Origin of the sequence: Blautia glucerasea (assembly GCF_013304385.1) — a bacterium.
GTDB lineage: Bacteria > Bacillota > Clostridia > Lachnospirales > Lachnospiraceae > Blautia_A > Blautia_A ammoniilytica.
Window position 1 is genome coordinate 62,565 of sequence record NZ_JAAITU010000004.1, and the last position, 24,805, is coordinate 87,369.

The following is a 24,805-nucleotide window of genomic DNA, read 5'->3' on the forward strand; positions in this document are numbered from 1 at the left end:
TAATTGGTTAATCATAGTTAAGAGTGGGGTTATTGGTGAAATGAACAGAAGAACAGCACGCGAGAGGATGCGCAGGAAAAAGCGCCAGATGAGACGAAGGAAGATCATCAGGCTTGCCACATATTTGGTGGCTATGGTTCTGGCAGTGGTATTTGTAGTAAGAGGGATCATTATTCCAATTGCCAACCGTATCAGTGGAAAGGATGAAAGCAAGTCGGTAGAGGTACAGGCCAATATATCAATAGATCCGGATGCAGCCATCCGCCAGCCTTTAAAGGGACAGCAGGATACGGCTAAGGTGGCATATGTGGCTCCAGGATGGCATGAAGATGAAAATGGCAAGTGGTATCAGAATGCTGATGGTACATATTATGCAGGAGGGCTTCAGGATATTTCCGGAACCAAATACTGCTTTAATGATAATGGTTATGTTCAGACCGGCTGGGTATCAAAAGGAATAAAGGATTACTATTTTAATGAAGATGGATCTTATGACCCCACACAGAAGCGTAAATTACTTTGCCTTACCTTTGATGATGGGCCGGGACAGTATACAGATGATCTGTTGAACTGTTTGGAAGAGAACAATGCACATGCCACGTTTTTTATGCTTGGACAGAATGTGGCCAATTATCCGGAACAGGTACAGCATATCCTGAAAGCCGGATGTGAGATCGGAAGCCATTCTTATGATCATCCGAATCTGAAAAATCTGGATCTGGATTCTGTAAAGAAACAGTTTACAGATACAGATGATCTTCTGATCAAAGCCTGTGGTCAGGCGGCAACGGTAGCCAGGGCACCTTATGGAGAATGGAATCAGGATATCATTGATACTGTTGGAAAGCCGTTTTTTACCTGGAGTGTGGATTCCAGGGACTGGGATTATAAGGATGCAGATCTTGATTATAAGTCCGTTATGGAGGGGGATCTGTCTGATGGAAGTATCATTTTGATGCATGATATTCATCAGCCTACAGTAGAGGCTGCAAAGAGGATCATTCCGGAGCTGGTGGCACAGGGCTACAAGCTGGTCACAGTAAGCGAGATGGCTCAGGCCAAAGGAGTGACTCTGCAGATGGCGTCCTATTCCGATTTCTGGCAAAGTTCTTTTGATAAGGGGATCATTGCTGGGGCTTCTTCTGGTGGAGGAGATACTTCTGGCGAAAGTACTGATGGCAATACGGATGAAAGCGGCGAACAACAGGAATAGTCAGAAATAATAGATTTATGCATAAAATACAAGAATGTGGGAGGGTATGTTGTCATTTAACATTGACGCATTGCCCTCCCATTGGTATAATATTGACTATGAGGCGGTTCTATAATATGACTTTTTTGAACAAAGTGCATAGATACAGACAGAAAAGGTATGGGATTGCCTAAATTACGATCCGGCAGATATTACAGAGTGCGAAAATGTCGGATGAGCGGACTTAAGAGTAGGAGGCATAAAACATTGAGTAAATGGTATGAAGAAGCAGTATTTTATCACATGTATCCAATCGGTATGACAGGTGCACCCAGGCAGAACACACAGGAGGAAGTAACACACCGTTTTCAGGAGCTTATGGAGTGGCTTCCGTATGTTCAGTCATTAGGCTGCACTGCGATTTATATAGGACCATTATTTGAGTCTACTTCCCATGGCTATGATACCAGAGACTATAAGCTGGTTGATCGTAGATTGGGGGACAATGAGGATTTTAAAGCTTTTGTTGCAAAAGCGCATGAGCTGGGGATCAAGATTGTTGTGGATGGAGTATTCAACCACACAGGCAGAGAATTTTTTGCATTTAAAGATATTCAGCAGAATAGGGAAAACTCCCCATACTGTTCCTGGTTTAAGGGGATCAATTTCGGATGGAATTCCCCGTATAATGACGGATTCGGCTATGAAGCATGGCGGAATTGTTTTGAACTGGTCAATCTGAATTACTGGGAGCCAAAGGTCAGGGAGTATATCCTTAGTGTGATCGGCTTCTGGATCGATGAATTTGATATTGATGGTATCCGTCTGGACTGTGCAGACTGTCTGGAATTCTCCTTTATGGAGGAGATGCGCCGTTATACTAATGAGAAAAAAGCGGATTTCTGGCTGATGGGTGAAGTGATCCATGGGGATTACAGCCGTTATGTTAGTGTAGATAAGCTGGACAGCGTAACCAATTATGAACTTCATAAGGGCCTTTATTCTGGTCATAATGATCACAATTATTTTGAGATAGCGCATACCATTCGCAGGGAATTTGATGCTAACGGAGGCATTTACAAAGGATTGAAGCTGTATTCCTTTGTAGACAACCATGATGTGGACAGGATTGCTTCCAAGCTGAATGTACCAGGACATATTTATCCGGTACATACCCTGTTATATACACTTCCTGGTATTCCATCCTTGTATTATGGTTCAGAGTGGGGCATTCAGGGAAGAAAAGAAGGGGCAAACGATGATCCTCTTCGTCCTGCAGTAGATCTGAAGGAGGTCCTTGAGCATGTTCCAGACCCAAAGCTTCTTCAGTGGGTAAAAACACTGGGACGTATCCACAAGGAGCAGCCTGCATTGTCTGAAGGACGGTATCAGGAGCTGCTTCTTACGAACAGACAGTATGCATTTGCAAGGATTCTGGGAGATGAAGGAGTGATCGTTGCAGTGAATAATGACGATAAAGATGCATACTTAAGCATCCGTGTTCCGATGCAGGGTAAGACATATACCAGTCTTCTGGACGGATCGGTAATAAAAGAAGAAAACGGTGCTCTTCAGGTGAAGCTTGCACCTAATGAGAGCTTTTTAGCAGCTATGCGCTGATATGCTAATAAATGTTTTCTAGGAGGTATTCTGTATGGGAGAGAGAATGCAGTTCACAGAGCTGGATCAGTATCTGTTTGGACAGGCAACGCATTATGATATTTACAAGAAGCTGGGAGCCCATCCGGTTTCTTATGGCAGACAGAAAGGTGTATATTTTGCTGTATGGGCACCGAATGCACAATATGTATCCGTGATCGGCGAGTTTAATGATTGGAATACCCAGGCAAATCCTATGGAAAAGGCCGGGCCTATTGGCGTTTTCCAGGTTTTTGTGCCTGGAGCCAGAGAGGGGCAGCTGTATAAGTTTTATATTGTGGGGATGCATGGCGAAGAGCTTTATAAGGCGGATCCATATGCAAATGCAGCCGAGATGCGTCCTGGAACTGCCTCCCGCATTACAGATATTTCCTCATATAAATGGAATGACGGTGTATGGATGAAGAACCGTCCTCGTTTCAACGAAAAAAAGGATGCAATGGCAATTTATGAAGTGCATCCCGGCTCCTGGATGAAGCATCCAAGCACTGAGGATAACAGAGAAGGCTTTTTCAATTACCGGGAATTTGGTGAGATGTTAGCCAAGTACGTAAAAGAAATGGGATATACCCATGTAGAACTGATGGGGATCGCAGAGCACCCGTTTGACGGCTCATGGGGGTATCAGGTTACCGGCTATTATGCACCTACTTCCAGATATGGCACTCCACAGGACTTTAAGTATATGATCGATTATCTGCACAGACAGAAGATCGGTGTGATCCTGGACTGGGTTCCGGCTCATTTCCCCAAGGATGCCCATGGACTGGCCAATTTTGACGGTACAGCAGTTTATGAGCATGAAGACCCAAGACAGGGGGAGCATCCGGACTGGGGCACTAAGATCTACAATTACGGACGTCCGGAGGTAAAGAATTTCCTGATTGCCAATGCACTTTTCTGGATCGAAGAATGCCATGTGGATGGCCTGCGTGTGGATGCAGTAGCGTCCATGCTTTATCTGGATTATGGCAAAAGTGACGGTCAGTGGGTAGCCAATAAGTACGGTGGCAATGAGAATCTGGAGGCTATTGAATTTTTTAAGCATTTGAATACGGTTGTCCTTGGAAGAAATCATGGGACGGTGATGATCGCCGAAGAGTCTACGGCATGGCCTAAGGTAACTGGCAAAGCAGAAGATGGCGGTCTTGGATTTTCCCTGAAATGGAACATGGGATGGATGAATGATTTCCTGGAATATATGAAGCTGGATCCTTATTTCCGCAAGGATAATCACAATAAGATGACCTTTGCTATTACATATGCTTACAGTGAGAAATATGTGCTGGTGCTTTCTCATGATGAGGTGGTTCATCTGAAATGCTCCATGCTCAATAAGATGCCAGGTGAATTGGAGGACAAATTCAAAAACCTGAAAGCCGGATATACATTTATGATGGGGCATCCTGGTAAGAAGCTGCTGTTTATGGGACAAGATTTCGGGCAGCTGCGGGAGTGGAGTGAGGAGCGAGAGCTTGACTGGTTTCTGCTTCAGGAAAAGGAGCATCGGGATCTGCAGAGCTTTGTTAAGGATCTGTTGTATATTTACAGAAAGTATCCCGCCGTTCATGCCACAGATAATGATCCACAGGGATTTGAATGGATTAATGCAGACGATGCCTACAGAAGTATTTTCAGCTTTGTGCGCAAGTCGCCTACCAAGAGAAACAATCTTCTTTTTATATGTAATTTTACACCGGTTGCAAGACCGGACTACCGGGTTGGTGTGCCAAGACTTAAGCAATATACACAGCTTATGGACGAGAATGGAAGAACCGGGAAGAAGGTATTCCGGGCAGTGAAGCAGGAGTGCGACAACAGACCATATTCGTTTGCATATCCGCTGCCTGCATACGGGATCGCTATTTTCCAGTATTAAGCGGAAAGAACTTTGCCATACTTATGGCAAAATACATCGAGGGATATTGTCTTTGAATAGTAACGTAACCTTATTGATCTTTTTTTCTGTATTAAGTGAACCTGCTCTTGCTTTTTAGAAAAAGTTAGGGTATAATGAGCGCGAAATAGATATAACTGTGAAAGTGCTGAACAGTTATATTAATCAGGAAAGCGTAGAGTTTGAAAGGAGATATTAGCATGAAAGTATCCAATATTAAAGACGTTGATAAATTTTTTGAAGTAGTTGACAGCTGTGCAGGTAAAGTAGAGCTTGTTACAGGCGAAGGCGACAGACTGAATCTGAAGTCCAAATTATCTCAGTATGTATCTCTGGCAAACATCTTCTCCAATGGCGAGATTCCGGAGCTTGAGATCGTAGCATATGAGAAAGAAGACATCGAGAAGCTGATGAACTTCATGATCAACGGCTGATTTAGAGCGAGCCGCTGTGAACCGTAAGGTAGTGTTTTATTTATTGCGAAGAGAACATTTTCTTCGACTTAGATAAAAGAATATCAGGCTGACGTTTCTAAGAGATACAGATACTTTCCGGTGACTGCGAGGATATGGAGCAGTTACGTTTACAGTATTGTGATCAGGGACGTCGGCCGTCGTTTTATGCATGAACCAGGGGGCGCAAGCGTTTCCTGGTCAAGTTGCGTTCATGGATCAAATCCAGAACAGAAAGGAAAATAAAATGGTAAAGATTGATATTGTTTCAGGATTTCTTGGAGCTGGAAAAACAACTCTTATAAAAAAGCTGTTGAAGGATGCATTTCAGGGTGAGCAGGTTGTTTTGATCGAGAATGAATTTGGCGAGATTGGCATTGACGGTGGTTTCTTAAAAGAAGCAGGGATTCAGATCCGTGAAATGAATTCCGGATGTATCTGCTGCTCTCTGGTCGGCGATTTTGGAGCATCCTTAAAGGAAGTTGTAGAGAAGTACCATCCGGACCGTATCCTTATTGAGCCATCCGGTGTAGGCAAGCTGTCTGATGTGATCAAGGCTGTACAGGGTGTGGAAAAAGAAGTTGATATAACACTGAATAGCTATACAACGGTTGTTGATGCAAAGAAATGCAAGATGTATATGAGAAATTTTGGCGAGTTTTTCAACAACCAGGTAGAGTATGCCGGGGCTATCATTATGAGCCGTACAGATATTGTGGATGAAGAAAAAGCCACAAAGGCAATGGAGCTTTTAAGGGAGATTAATAAGAATGCTGCCATCATCACCACACCTATCGAGAAGCTGGAAGGTAAGAAGCTGCTGGAGGTTATGGAGCATCCTGTATCTCTGGAAGAAGAGCTTTTGAAAGAGGAGCATGAGCATCATCATCACCATGACCATGATGAAGAATGCGGCTGCGGACACGACCATGACCACGACCACGAGCATGAACATCACCATCACCACGACCATGATGAAGAGTGTGGCTGCGGACATGACCATGACCACGAGCATGAACATCACCATGACCACGATGAAGAGTGTAGCTGCGGACATGACCATGACCACGAACATGAGCATCACCATCACCACGATCATGATGAGGAATGCAGTTGCGGCTGTGGACATGATCACCACCATGATCATCATCACCATCATGCAGATGAAGTATTTACAAGCTGGGGCCGTGAGACTATTAAGAAATATACCAGAGAAGCACTGGAGAAAATGCTGGAAGCACTGTCAGCATCTGAGGAATATGGTATCATCCTTCGTGCAAAGGGAATGCTGCCTGCAGAAGATGGAACATGGATTTATTTTGACATGGTTCCGGAAGAAACAGAGATCCGTGAAGGTGCACCTGAATACACCGGTCGTCTCTGCGTGATCGGATCCAAGCTGAATGAAGAGAAACTGGCACAGCTTTTTGGATTGAATGCATAAGGCGGAGGATAGACCATGGATGAGATCAGGGTTCCCATATATTTGATCACAGGATTTCTGGAAAGCGGTAAAACCACTTTTCTCAGATTTACCTTGGATCAGGACTATTTCCAGATCGATGGAAAAACACTTCTCATACTGATGGAAGAGGGAGAAGAGGAATACGATACAAAAGCCCTTGCGAAAAATAATACAGTGGTAGAAGTGATCGAAAAAGAAGAGGATCTGACTACAGAGCGCTTGGAGGCAATGGAGATTATCCATCAGCCGGACAGAGTGATCATTGAATACAATGGCATGTGGCTGGTCAGCAGGTTTTATGACATGAAGCTGCCCTTTGGCTGGGGTGTGGAACAGCAGATTACCTGTGTGGACGGAAGTACGTTCCAGGTATATATGGCAAATATGAAGTCCATTTTTATGGATATGGTGAAATATACGGACATGGTAGTATTTAACCGGTGCAAGAGAGAAGATCCGCTGGCTAATTACCGGAGAAGCATTAAGGTTTCCAATCAGAGTGCAGAGGTGATCTTTGAAGATGAAGAAGGGGAGATTGATGATATTTTCGGGGATCAGATGCCCTTTGACGTAAATGCTCCTGTGATTGAAATTCCGCCTGAGGATTACGGTATCTGGTTTGTGGATGCAATGGATCATCCGGATACTTATGTTGGAAAAACCGTCCGGTTTAAGGGACGGGTTATGAAACCCCGCGGAATGGGCAGCAAATTCTTTGTACCTGGAAGGATCGCCATGACCTGTTGTGCAGACGATACCACATTCCTTGGATTTGTATGCAAAAGTGCATTTGCACCTAAGCTGAAAGAAAAGGAATGGGTGGAGGTTACTGCAAAAGTGGCTTTTGAAAGACGGATGGAATACCAGGGGGATGGCGTGGTTCTTTATGCAGAGAATGTTACGCCATGTGAGCCGCTGGAAGAAGAAATGGTATATTTTAATTAGATAGCATGAGGACAATATGTATTTAATAGTTGGTTTGGGAAATCCAGGAAGACAGTACGAGGCAACCAGGCATAATATGGGGTTTGACACCGTTGATTGCCTGATCGAAAAGCATAATGTACCGCAGGGCGGCGTAAAATTTAATGCAATGTATGGAAAAGGGATCATAGGCGGAGACAAGGCCATTTTGATGAAGCCTCTTTCCTTTATGAATCTTAGCGGAGGTCCTGTCCGTGACATGGTGAATTTTTTCAAGATCGATCCTGAAAAGGAGTTGATTGTGATCAGCGATGATATTGATCTGGAGCCGGGGCAGCTGCGAATCCGTAAGCAGGGCAGCGCAGGCGGTCATAATGGATTAAAAGACATTATCCAGAAGCTGGGCACTCAGAATTTTGTCAGGATCAAAATCGGCGTAGGTGCTAAGCCCCAAGGCTGGGATCTGGCGGATCATGTGCTGTCCAGATTCCCGGACAGTGAACGTAAGCTGGTGGATGAAGCGATCCGGGAGGCGGCAGACGCTGTTGAAAAAATTATTGCACAGGGACCGGATGCGGCCATGAATGAATATAATCGGAAAAAGAAAATATGAAAACATTTATTCAACCTTTACACAATCTTGCAGAGTTTGAAGAAATACAGAAATCTATAAAAAATAACAAAGGGGTGTTGCTGTTGACCGGCTGCACCCTTTCTCAAAAAGCGAATATGATCCACGGATTGTCTGACATGTTCCGTCGTCGTCTTGTGATCTGTGAGGATGAAAAAAGAGCAAAGGAACTATATGAGGACACACGTTTTTATGATAAAACAGTGTTGTATTATCCAGCCAAGGATCTGCTTTTTTTTCAGGCGGACATCCACGGAAACCTTCTGATCCGTCAGCGGATGCAGGTGATCCAGGCACTTCTTGAGAGGGAAGAGGTTACGGTTTTTACCAGCATTGACGGCTGCATGGATTATCTGATGCCTCTGGATAAAATACAGAATCGGGTGCTTCATTTTTACAATGACAGTGTGATTGATATGGAGCAGCTGAAAAAATCCCTGGTAGAACTGGGATATGAGCGTGTAGGCCAGGTGGAGATGCCGGGACAGTTTTCAGTCCGTGGAGGCATTGTGGATATTTATTCGCTGACAGAAGAAAATCCATGGCGTATAGAGCTATGGGGAGATGAAGTGGATTCTATCCGCAGCTTTGATGCAGAAAGCCAGCGTTCTTTGGATAATCTGGAAGAAATCATGATTTATCCGGCAGCAGAAAAAACGCTGGACAAAGGTATGGTATCTTTTCTTGATTACTTTCCGGAGGAGGAAGCTTTGATTTTCCTGGATGAGCCTAACCGGCTGACAGAAAATGGCCAGGCTGTGGAAGAGGAATATCAGCAGAGCCTGATGCACAGGGAGGAAAAAGGGGAACAGAAGCTTCCGGGACAGTGGCTGTGCAGGTTTGAGGATGTTAAGAAAAACCTGAACAAAAGAAACTGTATCGCCCTATGTGCTTTGGAACCAAACCGGGAAGGGTGGAGATTTACGGATAATTTTGGGCTGACGGTCCAATCTGTAAATTCCTACAACAGCAGCTTTGAGCTCCTTGTAAAAGACCTTTTTAAATACAAAAAGCAGGGATATCAGATCGCTCTATTATCCGGCTCACGTACCAGGGCAGAACGGCTGGCAAAGGATCTGCAGGCTGAAGGCCTGAATGCTTTTTATAGCCAGGATTATGACCGGGTGATCCAGCCGGGAGAGATCATGGTGCTGTATGGCCATGCAAGCAGAGGCTTTGAATATCCGTTGGTTAAATTTGCAGTGATGACGGAGACGGACATCTTTGGCCAGGAGCAGAAAAAAAAGAAAAAACGAAAAAAATATAATGGCAATCATATCCAGGATTTTTCCGAGCTTTCCATTGGAGATTATGTAGTCCATGAAAAGCATGGATTGGGGATCTACCGTGGGATTGAGAAGGTAGAAGTGGATAAGATCGTCAAGGACTATATAAAGATTGAGTACAGAGATGGAAGCAACCTGTATATTCTGGCTACTCAGCTGGATGCCCTACAGAAATACACCGGCGCAGATGCAGACAGGAAGCCTAAGCTGAATAAGCTGGGAACACAGGAATGGAACCGTATCAAAACCAAGGTGCGGGGAGCCGTAAAGAATATTGCAAAAGAGCTGGTGGAGCTGTATGCAGCCAGGCAGGAAAAAGAAGGGTATGTATGCGGCCCGGATACTGTATGGCAAAGAGAATTTGAGGAAATGTTTCCCTATGAGGAAACGGACGATCAGCTGATGGCCATTGAAGATACCAAGAAAGATATGGAAAGCACCAAGATCATGGATCGCCTTGTATGTGGTGATGTAGGGTATGGAAAAACGGAAATTGCCCTGCGGGCTGCCTTTAAGGCTGTACAGGAAAGCCGTCAGGTGGTGTATCTGGTTCCTACTACAATCTTGGCTCAGCAGCATTACAATACTTTTGTACAAAGGATGAAAGAATTTCCTGTACGTGTGGATCTGCTGTGTCGGTTCCGCACGCCTGCTCAGCAGAAGAAAACACTGGATGATCTGAAAAAGGGACAGGTGGATATTGTGATAGGTACCCACAGAGTCCTTTCCAAGGATGTAAAATTTAAAAACCTTGGTCTTCTGATCATTGACGAGGAGCAGCGCTTCGGGGTTGCACATAAAGAGCGGATCAAGCAGATGAAGAAGGATGTGGATGTGTTGACACTTACCGCCACACCTATTCCAAGAACCCTTCATATGAGTTTGATCGGGATCAGGGATATGAGTGTGCTGGAAGAACCGCCTATGGATCGTATGCCTATCCAGACCTATGTGATGGAGTATGATGAAGAGACTGTCCGGGAAGCCATCAAAAGAGAACTGCGCCGTGGCGGACAGGTTTATTATGTATATAATCGGGTGACAGATATTGATGAAGTAGCTGCCAGGATCGGAAAGCTTGTTCCGGAGGCCAGGGTAGATTTTGCCCATGGACAAATGAGCGAGCGGGAATTGGAACGGGTGATGTATGGTTTTATAAGCGGTGAGATCGATGTACTGGTTTCCACTACGATCATTGAAACGGGGCTGGATATTTCCAATGTGAATACTATGATCATTCATGACTCAGATAAGTATGGGCTTTCTCAGCTTTATCAGTTGCGGGGGCGTATTGGCCGTTCCAACCGGACAGCATATGCATTTTTGATGTACAGGCAGAACCGTATGCTGAAAGAAACAGCAGAAAAAAGACTGTCTGCTATACGGGAGTTTACAGACCTGGGAAGCGGGTTCAAGATCGCCATGCGGGATCTGGAGATCCGCGGAGCAGGAAACCTTCTTGGAGCGCAGCAGCATGGACATATGAATGCAGTAGGTTATGATCTGTACTGCAAGATGCTTAGTGAAGCAGTCAAAGAGGCTAAGGGCATTCAGACCATGGACGATTTTGAGACCACTATAGACCTTGTAATGGATGCATTTATCCCGGACACCTATATATCCAATGAGTTTCAGAAGCTGGATATTTATAAACGGATCGCAGGGATAGAGTCTCAGCAGGATTATGATGAAATGCTGGAAGAGCTGATCGACCGTTTTGGGGAACCGCCAAAAGCAGTACTAAATCTTCTGGCCATTGCCCGTCTGAAGGCACTGGCACACCAGGCATATATTACGGAGATCAAACAGACATCCAGGGAGTGCAGGATCACTTTATATGAAAATGCAAAGATCAATCCGGCAGGGATTCCGCCGCTTATGGAAAAATACAGACGGTCCCTGCAATTTAAAAACGATCAGACGCCCAAATTCCTGTTTGCACCTGTAGGACCTGTGGTTCCTGCACTTACCCGGTTTGCAGAGGAATTGCTGGAACTGGTGGAATAAGGGGAACAACCAAGCACAGGCGGTTCCTGGACCTTTTAACCCTGGTATCATCAAAATTCACACAAAAATAGTTGCCTGATGAGGAAAAACAGGATATACTATAAAAAGTGTAACCTGTGATACAGGTGCGTCAGATTGGAGGAAGATATGAAGGATTTATTGAAAAGAACAACCATCGCAGCCCTGGCCGGAGTGCTGGCAGCAGGGATGTTTACAGGCTGCGGTGAGAAAAAAGTAGATGGAACAAAGACAGTTGCTACTGTAGATGGTACAGACGTGCCGATGGGTGTATTAAGTCTTTTTGCAAGAGAGCAGCAGGCACAGACAATTGCTATGTATCAGCAGTTTATGGGTGGCAGTGCTTCCAATATCTGGAGTGGTGTGGCAGATGAGGATACAGGAGAGACTTATGGAGAGAGCGCTGTAAAGAGTGCCCTGAAGCAGGTAGAGATTCTGTACGTAATGAAAGAGAAGGCTGCAGATTACAATGTGGAGATCACAGAGGATGAGCAGAAAGGCATTGAAGACGCAGCAGCAGCCTTTATGAAGGATAATGATGAGGATACGATCAAGGAGCTTTCTGTTACAGAGGATCAGGTGAAGACTTTGCTTGAGCTTGAGACTTATCAGAAGAAGATGCAGGATCCTATCAAGAAAGAAGGCAATATTGAGGTTTCTGAGGATGATGCACAGCAGTCAGCCTTTACCTATGTTAATATTTCATTGTCCGGAGATGATCTGACAGATGACGATATTGCCAAGAGGAAAGAGCAGGCTCAGGAGATCCTTGATAAGGTGAAAGAGGATCCCACAGCAGATATGAAAGAGATCGCTAAGGGGGTAGATGACAGCTATACCGCATTAAATGGCACATTTACTACCAAAGAATCTGATGATGAGGATTTCCAGTCTACTGCATATCCGGATGAAGTGCTCACTGCACTTCGTACCCTGAAAGAGGGTGAAGTTTATGACTCTCTTGTAGAGACAGATACAGCTGCTTATATCCTCAGACTGGATTCTGAGAAGGATGAGGATGCTACTGCTTCCAAGGTTAAATCCGTAACCACTACAAAAGAGAATAAATATTATTCCGAAACAACCGAGAAGTGGCTGGATGATGCGAAAGTCACAGAGGACGAGAAAGTTCTTAAGACTCTTACATTCTCAGATAATCATACTTTCACCATCAAAGCTACCACATCAGATGCAGCAGGTGACAGCACAGAAGAGACAGCAGAGGAGGCCGAGGTAACACCTACAGAAGAGGCAGCAGATGAGACCGAGGTAACACCTACAGAAGAAGCTGCAGAGGAGACTGAGGTAACACCTACAGAAGAAGCCGCAGAGGAGACCGAGGTAACACCTACAGAAGAGGCCGCAGAGGAGACTGAGGTAACACCTACAGAAGAGGCTGCAGACGATACAGAAGAATGATAGACATATCAATCCATAAAAAATGGGTACGTGGCACAGATCAGTGCTGCGTACCCATTTTTTAATATGAGCAATTTATTTTCAAATCAGCTGGAAGTGCTTCATTGCATTCCAGATCCCATTGTCTGTAATATCTGTGGTGCGGTAAGTACAAAAAGGAAAGATCTCAGGCATGGAGTTGCCCATGGCAATGCTGGTGCCTGCATATTTCAACATAGCCAGGTCATTGGTGCTGTCACCAAAAGCAAAGCTGTCTTCCAGGGACATGCCAAGATGATCCAGCAGGAACTGGATGCCGGTAGCTTTCGTATATTTGGCAAGAGTAACTTCCCATACATCATGCCCATGATCAAAACAGATCATGTCATTTTCTTTTACATATTTTTCAAAGCCTGCCCGGTCAGAGTCTGGCCCAATGGATACCAGATATTTGTCGAAGGTATAAGTGGCAGCTTTTTCTCCGGTGTATTCAGCTATGTTCTCCGTAGGTGCCATTTTCTGGATCATAGGGAAAACAGGATGATGATGTGGCTCACCATCATATAAAATTGCATCACACCGCTCAAAATACGTGGGGATATGGAATTGACGCAGCTTTTTTACAATATCCACGCATTGGTCATGGGGGATGGATTTAGAGAAAAGCAGCTGGCCATTCATGTAGATTTGAGTGCCGCAGCCACATACATAACCGTCAAAGCCAAGAGTCAGCAGATCTTTAGGGATGATCACACGGGTGCGGCCAGTATTGATAAAGCACAGATGACCATTCTTTCTGGCTTGGGTAATGGCCTGGGCAGTGCTTTCGGGAATGGTACAGGGTGGTGCTGTGACGAGAGTGCCGTCAATATCAAAAAACAGGATTTTTCTATTCATCGTCTACCTCATTATCCGGATATTCTGTGTCTTCAGAAAGATTGCCCATGTGTACGCAGATGCCATTAACTTCGATCTCACCTTCCATAGGGATCACCAGACATTTTCGACCGTCAATTACTTTGGTCTCGATCAATTCTGCACGCTCAGGATCGATCTTCACTACTACATCCGGTGTTTTGACTTCAAATTTACGGGGGCTGGCAATATTGGAGGCCATCAGGGAAGGCTGATCTCCTGCTACAAGTTCATACTGCTGGTCAAAGGTATCCAGCTTTTCTTCTGCCACGCCACAGTCCTCAAGAAGCCTCTTCACTTCCGGTTTTGTGAGCACTACCGGTTCAGGCTCATCTTTCTGTGCTTCGATCAGTTCGTTCAGCTTCTCATGGATGCTGATCACTGTATTGTAGTCACAGTCATCTCCAAGGGTTTCTTCTACAAGCATGTTAAAGGAATCCCGCTGTCCACCAGCAGACATGGGAGCTGTGCAGCCCAGAACCTGATCAATAAACAGATCATGAAGTGCTTCTGCATTTTTGGAATAGTATAAAAGTCCGTGGATGTCTGTGCTCCGGTCATTAAATACGGGGAAAAGAAAACCGGACTCCGGCATTTCCACGATCCAGTCGCGGATACGGTCTTCAATCAGATTTGTCTCTGCATTATAACAAAGTCCTGCCTTAGAAAGCTTAACCGGGCAGATGCTGCAAAGAAGATGCTCATAGATCTCGTCAGATGCATCAAACATGTCAAGACCGTCAGAAGATTTGCCTGGAATATCATATACTGCATGGACAAGGATAATGTAATAATTCTCTGGATAATCGTAATTCTCAATGATCCGGTCATAGAACTGTTGGATCAGTTCATCGTCGGTGAGACGGCTGGCTCTAAGACGCATAAGAAATTCCTGGGTTCCTCCATCTACTTCCTGATTCGTTGGAAATTCCATGTTCAGCAGGTTTTTACCAAGGGTACCGGACAGGGTTTTCTTGAAAATCTCAAAATATTTGAACATTTCTTCCTCAGACAGGGAGAGGAAGGCTTCTTTTAATTCTGTTTTCTTATTCTTGTCACCATCCACATAACAGCCGCAGATCCTTGTAATGGAACAATTGGCTGGTGAAAACTGTTTTTTGATCTCGGAAATTTCTTTTTTGTTCATGGTTGATCCTCCTCGTTTGCTCATTATATCGCAAAATCTTTTGACGGGCAAGAAAACAAAAAATTATAGATTTCTTTTGATAAATAAGAAAAACCTAATGGGTAATGGTAAAAGTGCATAAAAATGAACACCAAAAACTGTTAAAAACGATTAAATACGTTAAGAAATTTATAGATAGACAAAAAAATATTATATTTATTTCCTAAACAAGGATTGCTAAAATATAAAACATCAAGAGCGGTACGAACCGCAATAAAAGGAGGACGTTTTCAATGAAGAGAAAAGTACTTGCCAGCTTACTTTGTGTAGCAATGGGAGTAACAATGATCGGATCAACAGCTGTATTTGCAGAGGACGTAGCTGAGGAAACTACAGATGAGGCAGCAACAGAGGAAAATGCAGAGGCTGAGGATGCTGATGCAGAAGAAGCAGCAGATGATACAGCAGAGGCAGCAAGTGATGTTCTTGCAAAACCAGATATGGAAGGCGTTGATGTAGAGAACGCAAAGATCGGTATCAGTATTTATCAGTTTACAGATAACTTCATGACACTGTATCGTACAGAGTTAGTTCGTTATCTTACCGAGGATCTTGGATTTAATCCTGACAATGTAATCGTACAGGATGGTAAGAATGACCAGGCAGAGCAGACCAACCAGATCAACAACTTCATCACAGATCAGGTTGATGTTATGATCCTGAACCTTGTTCAGTCTTCTTCCGCTCCTCAGGTAACAGATATGTGCAACGAAGCAGGTATTCCTGTAGTATATATCAACCGTCAGCCAGATGAGACAGAGTCTGACAGATGGGCTTCTGATGGACTGAAAGCTACATACATCGGTGCAGATGCTAGACAGTCCGGTACATTCCAGGGCGAAGAGATCCTTGAGACAGAGAACAAAGGTGATATCAATGGCGACGGCAAAGTTTCCTATATCATGGTTCAGGGTGATCCGGAGAACATCGATGCTCAGTACAGAACAGAGTACTCCATCAAAGCTCTTACAGATGCTGGTGTAGAAGTTGATGAGCTTCTTCTTCAGAGAGGTGACTGGGATCAGGCTAAAGGACAGCAGATCGTACAGGATGCTCTTACACAGTACGGCGATGATGTAGAAGTTGTATTCTGCAACAACGATGCTATGGCTCTTGGTGCTCTTCAGGCTATCCAGGCAGCTGGCAGAACAGTTGGCAAGGATATCTACCTTGTAGGTGTTGATGCTCTTACAGATGCTGTTCAGAATATCGTTGATGGTAACTTCACAGGTACAGTATTCAACGATTACTTCAGCCAGGCTCAGGGTGCTGCTAACCTTGCAGTTAAATTCCTCAAAGGCGAGGAAGTTGATCCTGTAAACATGGTTGACTATGTAAAAGTTACAGCTGACAACGCACAGGAAATTCTTGACAAAATCAAATAATTCAGATTCGCATTGACAGTTGACTGAACATTTCGGGTGTGTCTGAAGGACACACCCGATTTTATGAACAGGATGTGACGATTCAGTAGGTAATATGCCAGAAATACTGAACAGTTACAACAGGGATTACGATTACAATGGCTGTTCGGCCAATATCCAGGAAAGGAGAGAGTGGGATGGCAGAATATAGATTGGAGATGCGCGGTGTAAGCAAAAGCTTCCCGGGTGTCAAAGCGCTGGACAAGATAAATCTTAAGGTTCGGCCGGGAACCGTCCACGCCCTTATGGGAGAGAACGGCGCAGGTAAGTCTACACTAATGAAATGCCTGTTTGGTATCTACCATATGGATGAAGGAGAAGTTTATGTAGACGGTAAGAAGGTCGACATTAACAATCCGGATGAAGCATTACATAACGGACTGGCAATGGTTCATCAGGAGCTGCAGCCTGTTCCGGAGCGGACGATCGCTGAGAATATGTATCTTGGCCGTTTTCCGACTAAGAAAGTGGGACCACTTCAGGTGATCGACCACAAAACAATGAATGAAGAGGCAAAGAAATGGCTTGATAATGTTAAGATGCCTTTTGACCCAAAGAAAAGACTTGGGAATTTATCCATTTCACAGATGCAGTCTGTTGAGATTGCCAAGGCAGTTTCACAGGAGGCAAAATTGATCATTCTTGATGAGCCCACCTCATCTCTGACAGATAATGAGGTAGAAGCTCTTTTCCGTATTGTACGTGATTTACGTGACAGAGGCGTGTCCTTTGTATTTATTTCCCATAAGATGGCAGAGCTTCGTAAGATCTCTGATGATATTACCATCATGCGAGACGGTACTTATGTTGGTACATGGGAAATGAAAAACATCAGTGATGATGATATTGTTAAAAACATGGTAGGCCGTGAGCTTACAAATATTTATCCTCCCCTTGATAACACACCGGGAGATGTACTTCTTGAAGTAGACAATTTTACCAGCATTCACAGCAATTCTTTCAAGAACTGTTCCTTTAAGCTGAGAAGAGGTGAGATCCTTGGATTCGGCGGTCTGGTTGGAGCACAGCGTACAGAGCTGATGGAGGCCATTTTTGGTATCCGCCATACTACCAGCGGCGAAGTAAAGCTGAATGGAAAGCCACTGAATATCAAGAGCCCGAAAGATGCTATCCGCAATGGTATCGGCATGATCACAGAGGACCGTCGTGGAAGTGGTATTCTTGGATGCCTGTCTATTGCAGATAATATTTCGATTGCATCCCTTGACCATTATGTAGAGGGCGGCGTGAAGCTGAACAACGGAAAGATTGAAAAGCTGGTTCAGGATAATATTGGAAAATTAAGTATCAAAACACCAAGCAGCAAGACATTGATCCAGTCTCTGTCAGGTGGTAATCAGCAGAAGGTTATTATTTCCAGATGGCTGGCAAATAACCCGGATGTACTGATTATGGATGAGCCTACCCGAGGAATCGATGTAGGAGCAAAATATGAGATCTATCAGATTATGATCAGTCTTGCAAAGCAGGGAAAAGGAATTATTATGATCTCCTCTGAGATGCCTGAGCTGATCGGTGTATCCAACCGTATCATGGTAATGTGTAACGGTAAGATTACCGGAGAGGTTTCCGGTGATGAGGCAACTCAGGAAAACATCATGTATTTCGCAACACAGTTCTAAGCGAAGGAGGATAATAAAATGGATAAGACAAAAAAGTTTGATCTTAAAAAAGTTTTGTTGGATAACGGTATTATCGTACTTCTGATGCTGCTGGTAATTTATGTAAGTATTACAGAGCCTAACTTCAGAAGCTTCAGAAACATTATGAACCTTGCTATCAACGCAGCACCTCGTGTTATCATTGCACTTGGAGTCAGCGCATGTCTGATCACGAAAGGAACAGACCTTTCTGCAGGACGTATGGTTGGTCTTTCTGCCTGCCTTTCCGGTATCATGCTTCAGAAAGCAGATGCACCTGGTAAAGTATGGCCTGATTTCCCACAGCTGAATGTATGGGTAGTTCTTCTGATCTGTATGGCGCTCTGTGCAGTATTTGGTCTGATCAATGGTGTTGTTATTTCTTATTTAAGTGTACCTGCATTCATCGGTACTTTGGGTATGCAGATGATCGTTTATGGTATTGCGCAGGTTGTTACAAACAACGTGCCCATCGGTGGATACCGTGCAGATTATACAGCTGTTACACAGGGAAAGATCGGCGGTGTATTCCCGCTTCTGTTCCTGTACCTGATCATTGCAGCAGTAATCTTCTGGTTCGTATTCAACTATACACGTCATGGTAAATACATGTATGCAATTGGTGGTAATGAGGTTGCAGCTGAGGTTTCCGGTGTTAATGTTAAGAAGACAAAGATCATCATCTATATAACAGCAGCTTGTATGTATGCAATCGCAGGATTCCTTCTTGGTGGTAAATCCGGTGGTGCTTCTACTCAGATGGGTAACGGATATGAGCTGGAGGCTATTGCAGCTTGTACAATCGGTGGTGTCTCTGTAAACGGTGGTATCGGTAAGATCTCCGGTGTTATCATCGGTGTTGCAGTATTCGAGCTTCTGAAATCTGCTCTGCAGTTCCTGGGACTGAACCCGAACCTGCAGTACATTGCACAGGGTATCGTTATCGTTGTTGCAATCGCTCTGGATATCAGAAAATACATTGTTAAAAAATAATAAGTGTAAGAGCCAAAAAATGGTTGGAAGCTTACGTTTCCCCACTGGATACCCTTGTATTCAGTGGGGATTTTTTATACAATAGAAAGTGTTGTATTAGATAAACGAAAAAGACGGATGGGATGAGAAATTATGGATTTATATAAGATTTTACTGGTAGATGACGAGATGGATGTGCTTCGTGCCATGAAGAAAAAGATTGACTGGGAGGCTATGGGATTCTGCCTGGCAGGGACTGCGGAAAACGGCCAGGAAGCGTTGGAAATGGCAGAGCAGCTGCATATTGATGTGGTGATGACAGATATCAAAATGCCTTACATGGATGGCTTGACTCTTTGCAGGAAACTGAAAGAGAATTATCGTAATATCAAGGTGGTCATTTATTCAGGATTTGATGATTTTGAATTTGCCAGAGAGGCTGTGCATCTGGAGGCAGAGGAGTATCTGCTGAAACCCATCAGTGTAAAGGATATGGAAGAGGTTCTGACCAGGATTCGGCAGAAACTGGATGATGAGATCAATGAACATCGGAATATGAACCGGCTATATGAATATTATCAGAAAAGCCTTCCAGCTATGCAGGAACAGCTGGTTATGGGTATCCTGGAAGGAAAGGTGACCGGAGAGCGGGCGCAGAATATGCTGGAAAACTATGAAATGGATTTCAGGGCACCTTATTATGTGGTATCCCTGCTATATGTAGATACAGGCTCCGGAGAGACGGCAGGGCAGAACCAGCAGCTGCTAAGTATTTCCCTGAAGGATATGTCCAGGGATTATCTGAATGAGCGGATGCATTTTTACAGTATCAGTTATCTGGACGAAATCATTATTATTTTTATGTTGAAAGATAAAAATGAAATGGAGAAAGCACTGTATCATTTGGATCAGATCTGTAAGATGGGGGATCGTGTGCTGAAAGTGCCGGTAACTGCAGCAGTGGGACAGATCTGCGACCATGTGGATTATCTGACCACTTCTTATCAGGAAGCCAGAAGTGCTATGGAATACAGGACCATTATGGGAGGCAACCGGGTACTGTACATTCATGATATAGAGCCAAGCCCCAAGGATGCGGTATCATTTCTGGAATATGATTTTCAGAATCTGGTGCGGGCAGTAAAGCTGGGAAACCGGGATGAGACAGATGGGGCGATCCGGCAGTTTATGGACAGCATCCGCAGTTTTTCCATTACCCCAAATCAATACCAGCTGATATTCATGGAGCTGATTACGGAACTTATGAAGATCGGAAGATCCTACAAGCTTAAGACAAGGCAGATTTTCGGGGAAATGGATGTACCCTGGCAGGAATTATATAAACACGTTTCTATAGATGAACTGGAGAACTGGCTGCGGGACGTGTGCACCAATCTGCGGCATACCCTCCGTCATGAGAGGACAGATTCCACCATGAAGCTGACGGAGCAGGCAAAGGCGTATATTAATGAGCATTACATGGAGAACGATCTGTCAGCGGATACCCTGTGCCGCTATCTGAATGTAAGTGCTGCATATTTTTCTACCATTTTCAAGAAAGAAGTGGGACAAAGCTTTGTGGCATACCTGACAAAAGTAAGACTGGAGCATGCAGTGGAATTGCTTCGTACTACAGAGGACAAAACATATGTGATCGCAGAAGAAGTAGGCTACACGGAACCAAATTACTTCAGTTATGTATTTAAGAAGGAATACGGGATTTCACCGTCAAAATACAGGGCAAGTCTATAACAATAAGTAACAGGAGAGCAGGATGAAACAGATCAGGAAATTATGGAGGAAGCTGACGAATGCTGTAAATAACCGGGGGATGCAGTTTTTGATCTCTCTTTCATTTACCTTTGTTGCTCTTGTGGGAATGGCATTTATCGGAGTGTTTCTTTATCAAAGCTACGGACGGGCTTCCGAAGATGTAGTGATCCAGGATACCCAGCAGCTTCTGGGACAGGTGGAAATGAATTTAAATACTTACCTGCGGAATATGATGCGTATTTCTGATGCGATGTATTACAATGTGATCAAAAATGTGGATTTTGCAAGGGATGACATTAGTCAGGAATTAAATCTTCTGTATGAAGTAAATAAAGACAATCTGGTGAGTATTTCCTGCTTTACAGAGGAGGGAGAGCTGATCGGGGCATCGCCTGTGGGTACTATGAAAGATAACGCAGATATCCAGGATCAGACCTGGTTTACCAGCGCAAAGGACAAAATGGAGAATCTGCATTTTTCCGAACTGCACGTACAGAATATTTTTGAAAACAGCAGCGGCAGGTATTACTGGGTAGTTTCCTTAAGCCGCGGTGTGGAATTGACCAGTGATGGTAAGCTGTCCGGCGGTATTCTGCTTGTTGATATGGATTTCAGTGGTATCCGCCAGCTTTTTACAAAGGTCAACAGCCAGGAATTAAGTTATGTCTACCTTGTGGACGGGGATGGCAAGATCATATATCATCCAAGGCAGAACCTGATTTTTTCCAATATGCTGAAAGAAAATAACCAGCAGGCAGTCAGCTATAGTGATGGCCTTCACAGAGAGAATTTCCAGGGACAGGACCGGATGGTGATGGTAAAAACCGTAGGTTATACCGGATGGAAGATCGTTAGTGTTACGCCTATGACCAATTTTTATCAGAATTTCAGTCAGACCAGGATCATGGCGGTGATCATAATCATTATTTCTATACTTGTTATGATCTTTGCCAACCAGTTTGTGGCAGTACGTGTGTCTATGCCTTTGAAGAGCCTGGAGGATTCTCTGCGCGGTATAGGTGTGGAGCAGGAACGACTGGCAGAAGGAGCCGGGGAAGGGATCTACATTGGCGGGCCGCCGGAGATCCAGCATCTTGGGGAAACCATCAAAAGTATGGTGAAGCAGCTTCGCAAGCTGACGGATGACATTGTAAAAGAGCAGGAAGAGAAAAGGAAAAGTGAGCTGGATGCCTTACAGTCACAGATCAATCCCCATTTTCTTTATAATACACTGGATTCCATTATGTGGATGATCGAGGCAGAACAGTATGATGATGCAGTATCTATGGTACAGGCACTGGGACGGCTTTTCAGGATCAGCCTTTCCAAAGGAAAAAACATCATTACGGTAGGGGATGAACTGCAGCACGCCAGAAGCTATCTGGATATTCAGAAATACCGATATAAGAATAAATTTGTTTCCTGCTTTGAGATCGAGGAAGGAATTGAAAAGTATAAGACGATCAAGCTGATCATTCAGCCATTGATTGAAAATGCGATTTATTATGGCATGGAATATATGGATGGTGACGGAGAGATCACCATTCGTGCCTACACCAGAAGATCAGATCTGTTTATCGAGGTGGAAGATAACGGCCTTGGTATGCCAGAGGAGCAGGTGGAAAGGCTTCTTACAGATGATACCCGAATACGAAGTAAAGGATCAGGTATAGGTCTTCGGAATGTACATCAGAGGATCCAGCTTTATTTCGGCAAAGCATACGGACTGAAGATCATCAGCGAGCCGGATCAGGGAACCATAGTAAGGATCCATCTGCCAAAGACAGAAGAAGTAAAGGCGCCAGGGGAGGTGGAAGCATGACGCAAAAAAGAAACCATATTGCCATCTGGGCAGTGATCTTTGCGGCGGTGGTGCTTCTTGCTGTGTCCTATTATTATGGGGCAATTCGCGGCACTTCGGACAGTCCGTCTGTGTATTCCGTTATTTTATATCAGAATACGGACAATGAATGGACTACCCTTCTGGAGGGGATCCGTCAGGCTGAGGAAGATTTCGGGCTGAAAGTGAATTATGTGAATATGAGCACAGGAGATACGGCACAGGAGCAGGCAGAATTGATACGCCGGGAGATTGATTCCGGAGTTTCAGGGATATTATTTGCAGCGGTGGACAGCAAGGCTTTGGGAGACGCACTGAAAGATGATAATATCCAGATACCCCTGGTTGCACTGGAAACCGGGGCTTCAGGCATAAGCAGCAGTAATTATTTCAGCATTACCGGGGATGATTATGGTATGGGCCAGGCACTGGGGCAAAAGATCCTGAAGGATATGGAAGAACAGGGTAGTCAGCGTGTAGTGACAGTGATCCGTGAATATATGGAACGGGACAGTGTAAGCCAGAGATATGAAGGTCTTGTGGATCAGCTGAAAAAAGCTGAGCCGCCGGTGGAGATCCAGGATCTTTCCAGGAAGGAAGGGGATTTCAGCCTACGATTGTATATTGGAACCAATTTCCAGAAATGTGGACAGTATATTGCGGCTCTGGATAAAGTTTCTACAGAAGAAGCTGCAGCTGCATGGCAGGGAGAAGCTTCTTCCAGGGAACAGGAAGGAAAAACTTTCCGCATTTACGGGATCGGGAATACTCTGCAGACGGTTACAGATCTGGATAATGGGCTGCTGCAGGGGTTTGTATACCAGAATGAGTTTAACATGGGGTATGAGGGAATACAGACATTGGTGGATAAAGAAAAAAAGGGTTATTTTACGGAGCAGGTCAATATAAAGTACAAGCTTGTTACACAGGATACTTTATATGAGTCAGACAATGAACGTCTGCTTTTCCCAAGCATCTGACGGAGGCTTAGATGAAGAAAAAAACAGAAAGAATATACAGGACCATAGGAGTCTTTACAACTGCTGCTATTGTGTTTTCCGGATGCGGAACAGGTCAGAGCCGGAAGGAGCAGGATGGGAAAAATCTGAAGATCGGGATCAGTGTGTATGATCAATATGATACGTTTGTGTCAGAGTTGGTTTCTAATTTTCAGGACTATGCAAAGACCAGGGAAAAAGACTGGGGGATTTCCATCACTATGGATGTGGAAAATGCCAATAAAAGCCAGATGATCCAGAATGATCAGATGGATGATTTTATTAAAGATGGGATGGACGTGGTCTGCATTAATCTGGTGGACCGGACAGATGCGTCCACCATTATTGAAAAGGCCCAGGCTAGTGATGTGCCGGTGATCTTTTTTAACAGGGAACTGGTACAGGAAGATCTGGAACGGTGGGACAAGCTGTATTATGTAGGCGCAGATGCTTTTGAATCAGGAGAACTGCAGGGTGATATTCTGGTAGAAAAATGTAAAAAGGATTTTAACCGTATTGATAAGAATGGTGACGGAGTACTTCAGTATATTATGCTGGAAGGAGAAGCCGGTCATAACGATTCTATGGTACGCACCATGTCTGTTATCAATGAGATCACTGGAAGTGGTTATCTGGTAGAGAAGCTTTCCGATGAGATCGCTAACTGGAACAGGGATCAGGCTGCAAATAAGATGAAGCAGTTCCTGGAGCGGTTCGGAAACAGGATTGAGGTAGTGCTTGCCAATAATGATGATATGGCACTTGGCGCAGTGGATGCGCTGGAAGCTGCAGGTTATGATCCGGATTCCCAGGACTGGCCCATGGTACTTGGGATCGACGGTACAACAGTGGGACTGAACGCAGTCAATGATGGGAAAATGCTGGGAACTGTGCTAAATGATGCAGCGGGACAGGCAGATGGGATGCTGGAATTGGCAAGATCTATCACGGCAGGGACAAAACTTCCGGAGGAGTATGAGCTTCAGGACGGAAAGTACATCCGTATGCATTACAGGATCGTCACCCAGGAGAACCTGGGTGAGATCCAGATGCTTCTTATGAAGTAGGGAAGCAGCAAAATGTAAGAGAGAGGATGTTTTAGTAAAT

The 24,805-nt window shown here is 44.5% G+C and carries 18 protein-coding genes; 16 read left to right on the plus strand and 2 right to left on the minus strand.

Annotation, left to right across the window (positions count from 1 at the left end):
- Positions 1-88 precede the first annotated feature (88 nt).
- From G5B11_RS02870 to G5B11_RS02910, 9 genes are all read left to right on the plus strand, one after another.
- Positions 89-1,213, plus strand: coding sequence for a polysaccharide deacetylase family protein (locus G5B11_RS02870; protein ID WP_244092895.1), 1,125 nt, complete (start codon positions 89-91; stop codon positions 1,211-1,213).
- A 246-nt stretch (positions 1,214-1,459) separates the two neighbouring features.
- Positions 1,460-2,812: an alpha-amylase family glycosyl hydrolase gene (locus G5B11_RS02875; RefSeq protein WP_173726815.1), complete on the plus strand. Its 1,353-nt coding sequence runs from the start codon at positions 1,460-1,462 to the stop codon at positions 2,810-2,812.
- Between the two features lie 34 nt (positions 2,813-2,846).
- Positions 2,847-4,730: a 1,4-alpha-glucan branching protein GlgB gene (gene glgB, locus G5B11_RS02880; protein ID WP_173726816.1), complete on the plus strand. Its 1,884-nt coding sequence runs from the start codon at positions 2,847-2,849 to the stop codon at positions 4,728-4,730.
- Positions 4,731-4,948: 218 nt separating this feature from the next.
- Positions 4,949-5,182 (plus strand): polya polymerase, encoded by a 234-nt coding sequence (locus G5B11_RS02885; RefSeq protein ID WP_158420872.1) that lies wholly within the window; start codon positions 4,949-4,951, stop codon positions 5,180-5,182.
- 265 nt (positions 5,183-5,447) lie between these two features.
- Entirely contained in the window at positions 5,448-6,644 is a 1,197-nt protein-coding gene (locus G5B11_RS02890) for a CobW family GTP-binding protein (RefSeq protein WP_158420871.1), read from the plus strand.
- A 15-nt stretch (positions 6,645-6,659) separates the two neighbouring features.
- Positions 6,660-7,610 carry a TIGR03943 family putative permease subunit gene (locus G5B11_RS02895; RefSeq protein WP_173726817.1) on the plus strand — a complete coding sequence of 317 codons (951 nt, stop codon included), beginning with the start codon at positions 6,660-6,662 and terminating at the stop codon, positions 7,608-7,610.
- Positions 7,611-7,626: 16 nt separating this feature from the next.
- The gene (pth, locus tag G5B11_RS02900) at positions 7,627-8,202 is read left to right on the plus strand and encodes an aminoacyl-tRNA hydrolase (RefSeq protein WP_158420869.1); all 576 of its coding nucleotides are present in this window, start codon (positions 7,627-7,629) and stop codon (positions 8,200-8,202) included.
- Positions 8,199-11,513, plus strand: coding sequence for a transcription-repair coupling factor (mfd, locus tag G5B11_RS02905; protein WP_173726818.1), 3,315 nt, complete (start codon positions 8,199-8,201; stop codon positions 11,511-11,513). Before pth ends, mfd begins: the two co-directional genes overlap by 4 nt.
- Before the next feature lie 147 nt (positions 11,514-11,660).
- Entirely contained in the window at positions 11,661-12,950 is a 1,290-nt protein-coding gene (locus G5B11_RS02910) for an FKBP-type peptidylprolyl isomerase (RefSeq protein ID WP_173726819.1), read from the plus strand.
- Positions 12,951-13,031: 81 nt separating this feature from the next.
- Here G5B11_RS02910 and G5B11_RS02915 read toward each other — a convergent pair whose 3' ends face one another.
- A complete protein-coding gene (locus G5B11_RS02915; RefSeq protein ID WP_173726820.1) occupies positions 13,032-13,826 on the minus strand; it encodes a Cof-type HAD-IIB family hydrolase in 795 nt (264 codons plus the stop codon).
- Positions 13,819-14,991 (minus strand): DUF4317 domain-containing protein, encoded by a 1,173-nt coding sequence (locus G5B11_RS02920; protein WP_173726821.1) that lies wholly within the window; start codon positions 14,989-14,991, stop codon positions 13,819-13,821. The genes G5B11_RS02915 and G5B11_RS02920 overlap by 8 nt, the downstream gene beginning before the upstream one ends.
- A gap of 272 nt (positions 14,992-15,263) precedes the next feature.
- Here G5B11_RS02920 and G5B11_RS02925 point away from each other — a divergent pair, with 272 nt between their 5' ends.
- From G5B11_RS02925 to G5B11_RS02955, 7 genes are all read left to right on the plus strand, one after another.
- Positions 15,264-16,415 (plus strand): substrate-binding domain-containing protein, encoded by a 1,152-nt coding sequence (locus tag G5B11_RS02925; RefSeq protein WP_173726822.1) that lies wholly within the window; start codon positions 15,264-15,266, stop codon positions 16,413-16,415.
- A gap of 176 nt (positions 16,416-16,591) precedes the next feature.
- A complete protein-coding gene (locus G5B11_RS02930) occupies positions 16,592-18,097 on the plus strand; it encodes a sugar ABC transporter ATP-binding protein (RefSeq protein ID WP_158420864.1) in 1,506 nt (501 codons plus the stop codon).
- 18 nt (positions 18,098-18,115) lie between these two features.
- Positions 18,116-19,108, plus strand: a complete 993-nt coding sequence (locus tag G5B11_RS02935; RefSeq protein WP_158420863.1) for a galactose/methyl galactoside ABC transporter permease MglC — start codon at positions 18,116-18,118, stop codon at positions 19,106-19,108.
- 132 nt (positions 19,109-19,240) lie between these two features.
- Positions 19,241-20,839, plus strand: a complete 1,599-nt coding sequence (locus tag G5B11_RS02940) for a response regulator (RefSeq protein ID WP_173726823.1) — start codon at positions 19,241-19,243, stop codon at positions 20,837-20,839.
- Positions 20,840-20,861: 22 nt separating this feature from the next.
- Entirely contained in the window at positions 20,862-22,682 is a 1,821-nt protein-coding gene (locus G5B11_RS02945) for a cache domain-containing sensor histidine kinase (RefSeq protein WP_173726824.1), read from the plus strand.
- Positions 22,679-23,680 carry a sugar ABC transporter substrate-binding protein gene (locus G5B11_RS02950; RefSeq protein ID WP_173726825.1) on the plus strand — a complete coding sequence of 334 codons (1,002 nt, stop codon included), beginning with the start codon at positions 22,679-22,681 and terminating at the stop codon, positions 23,678-23,680. Before G5B11_RS02945 ends, G5B11_RS02950 begins: the two co-directional genes overlap by 4 nt.
- Before the next feature lie 11 nt (positions 23,681-23,691).
- A complete protein-coding gene (locus tag G5B11_RS02955; protein ID WP_173726826.1) occupies positions 23,692-24,765 on the plus strand; it encodes a galactose ABC transporter substrate-binding protein in 1,074 nt (357 codons plus the stop codon).
- Positions 24,766-24,805 lie beyond the last annotated feature (40 nt).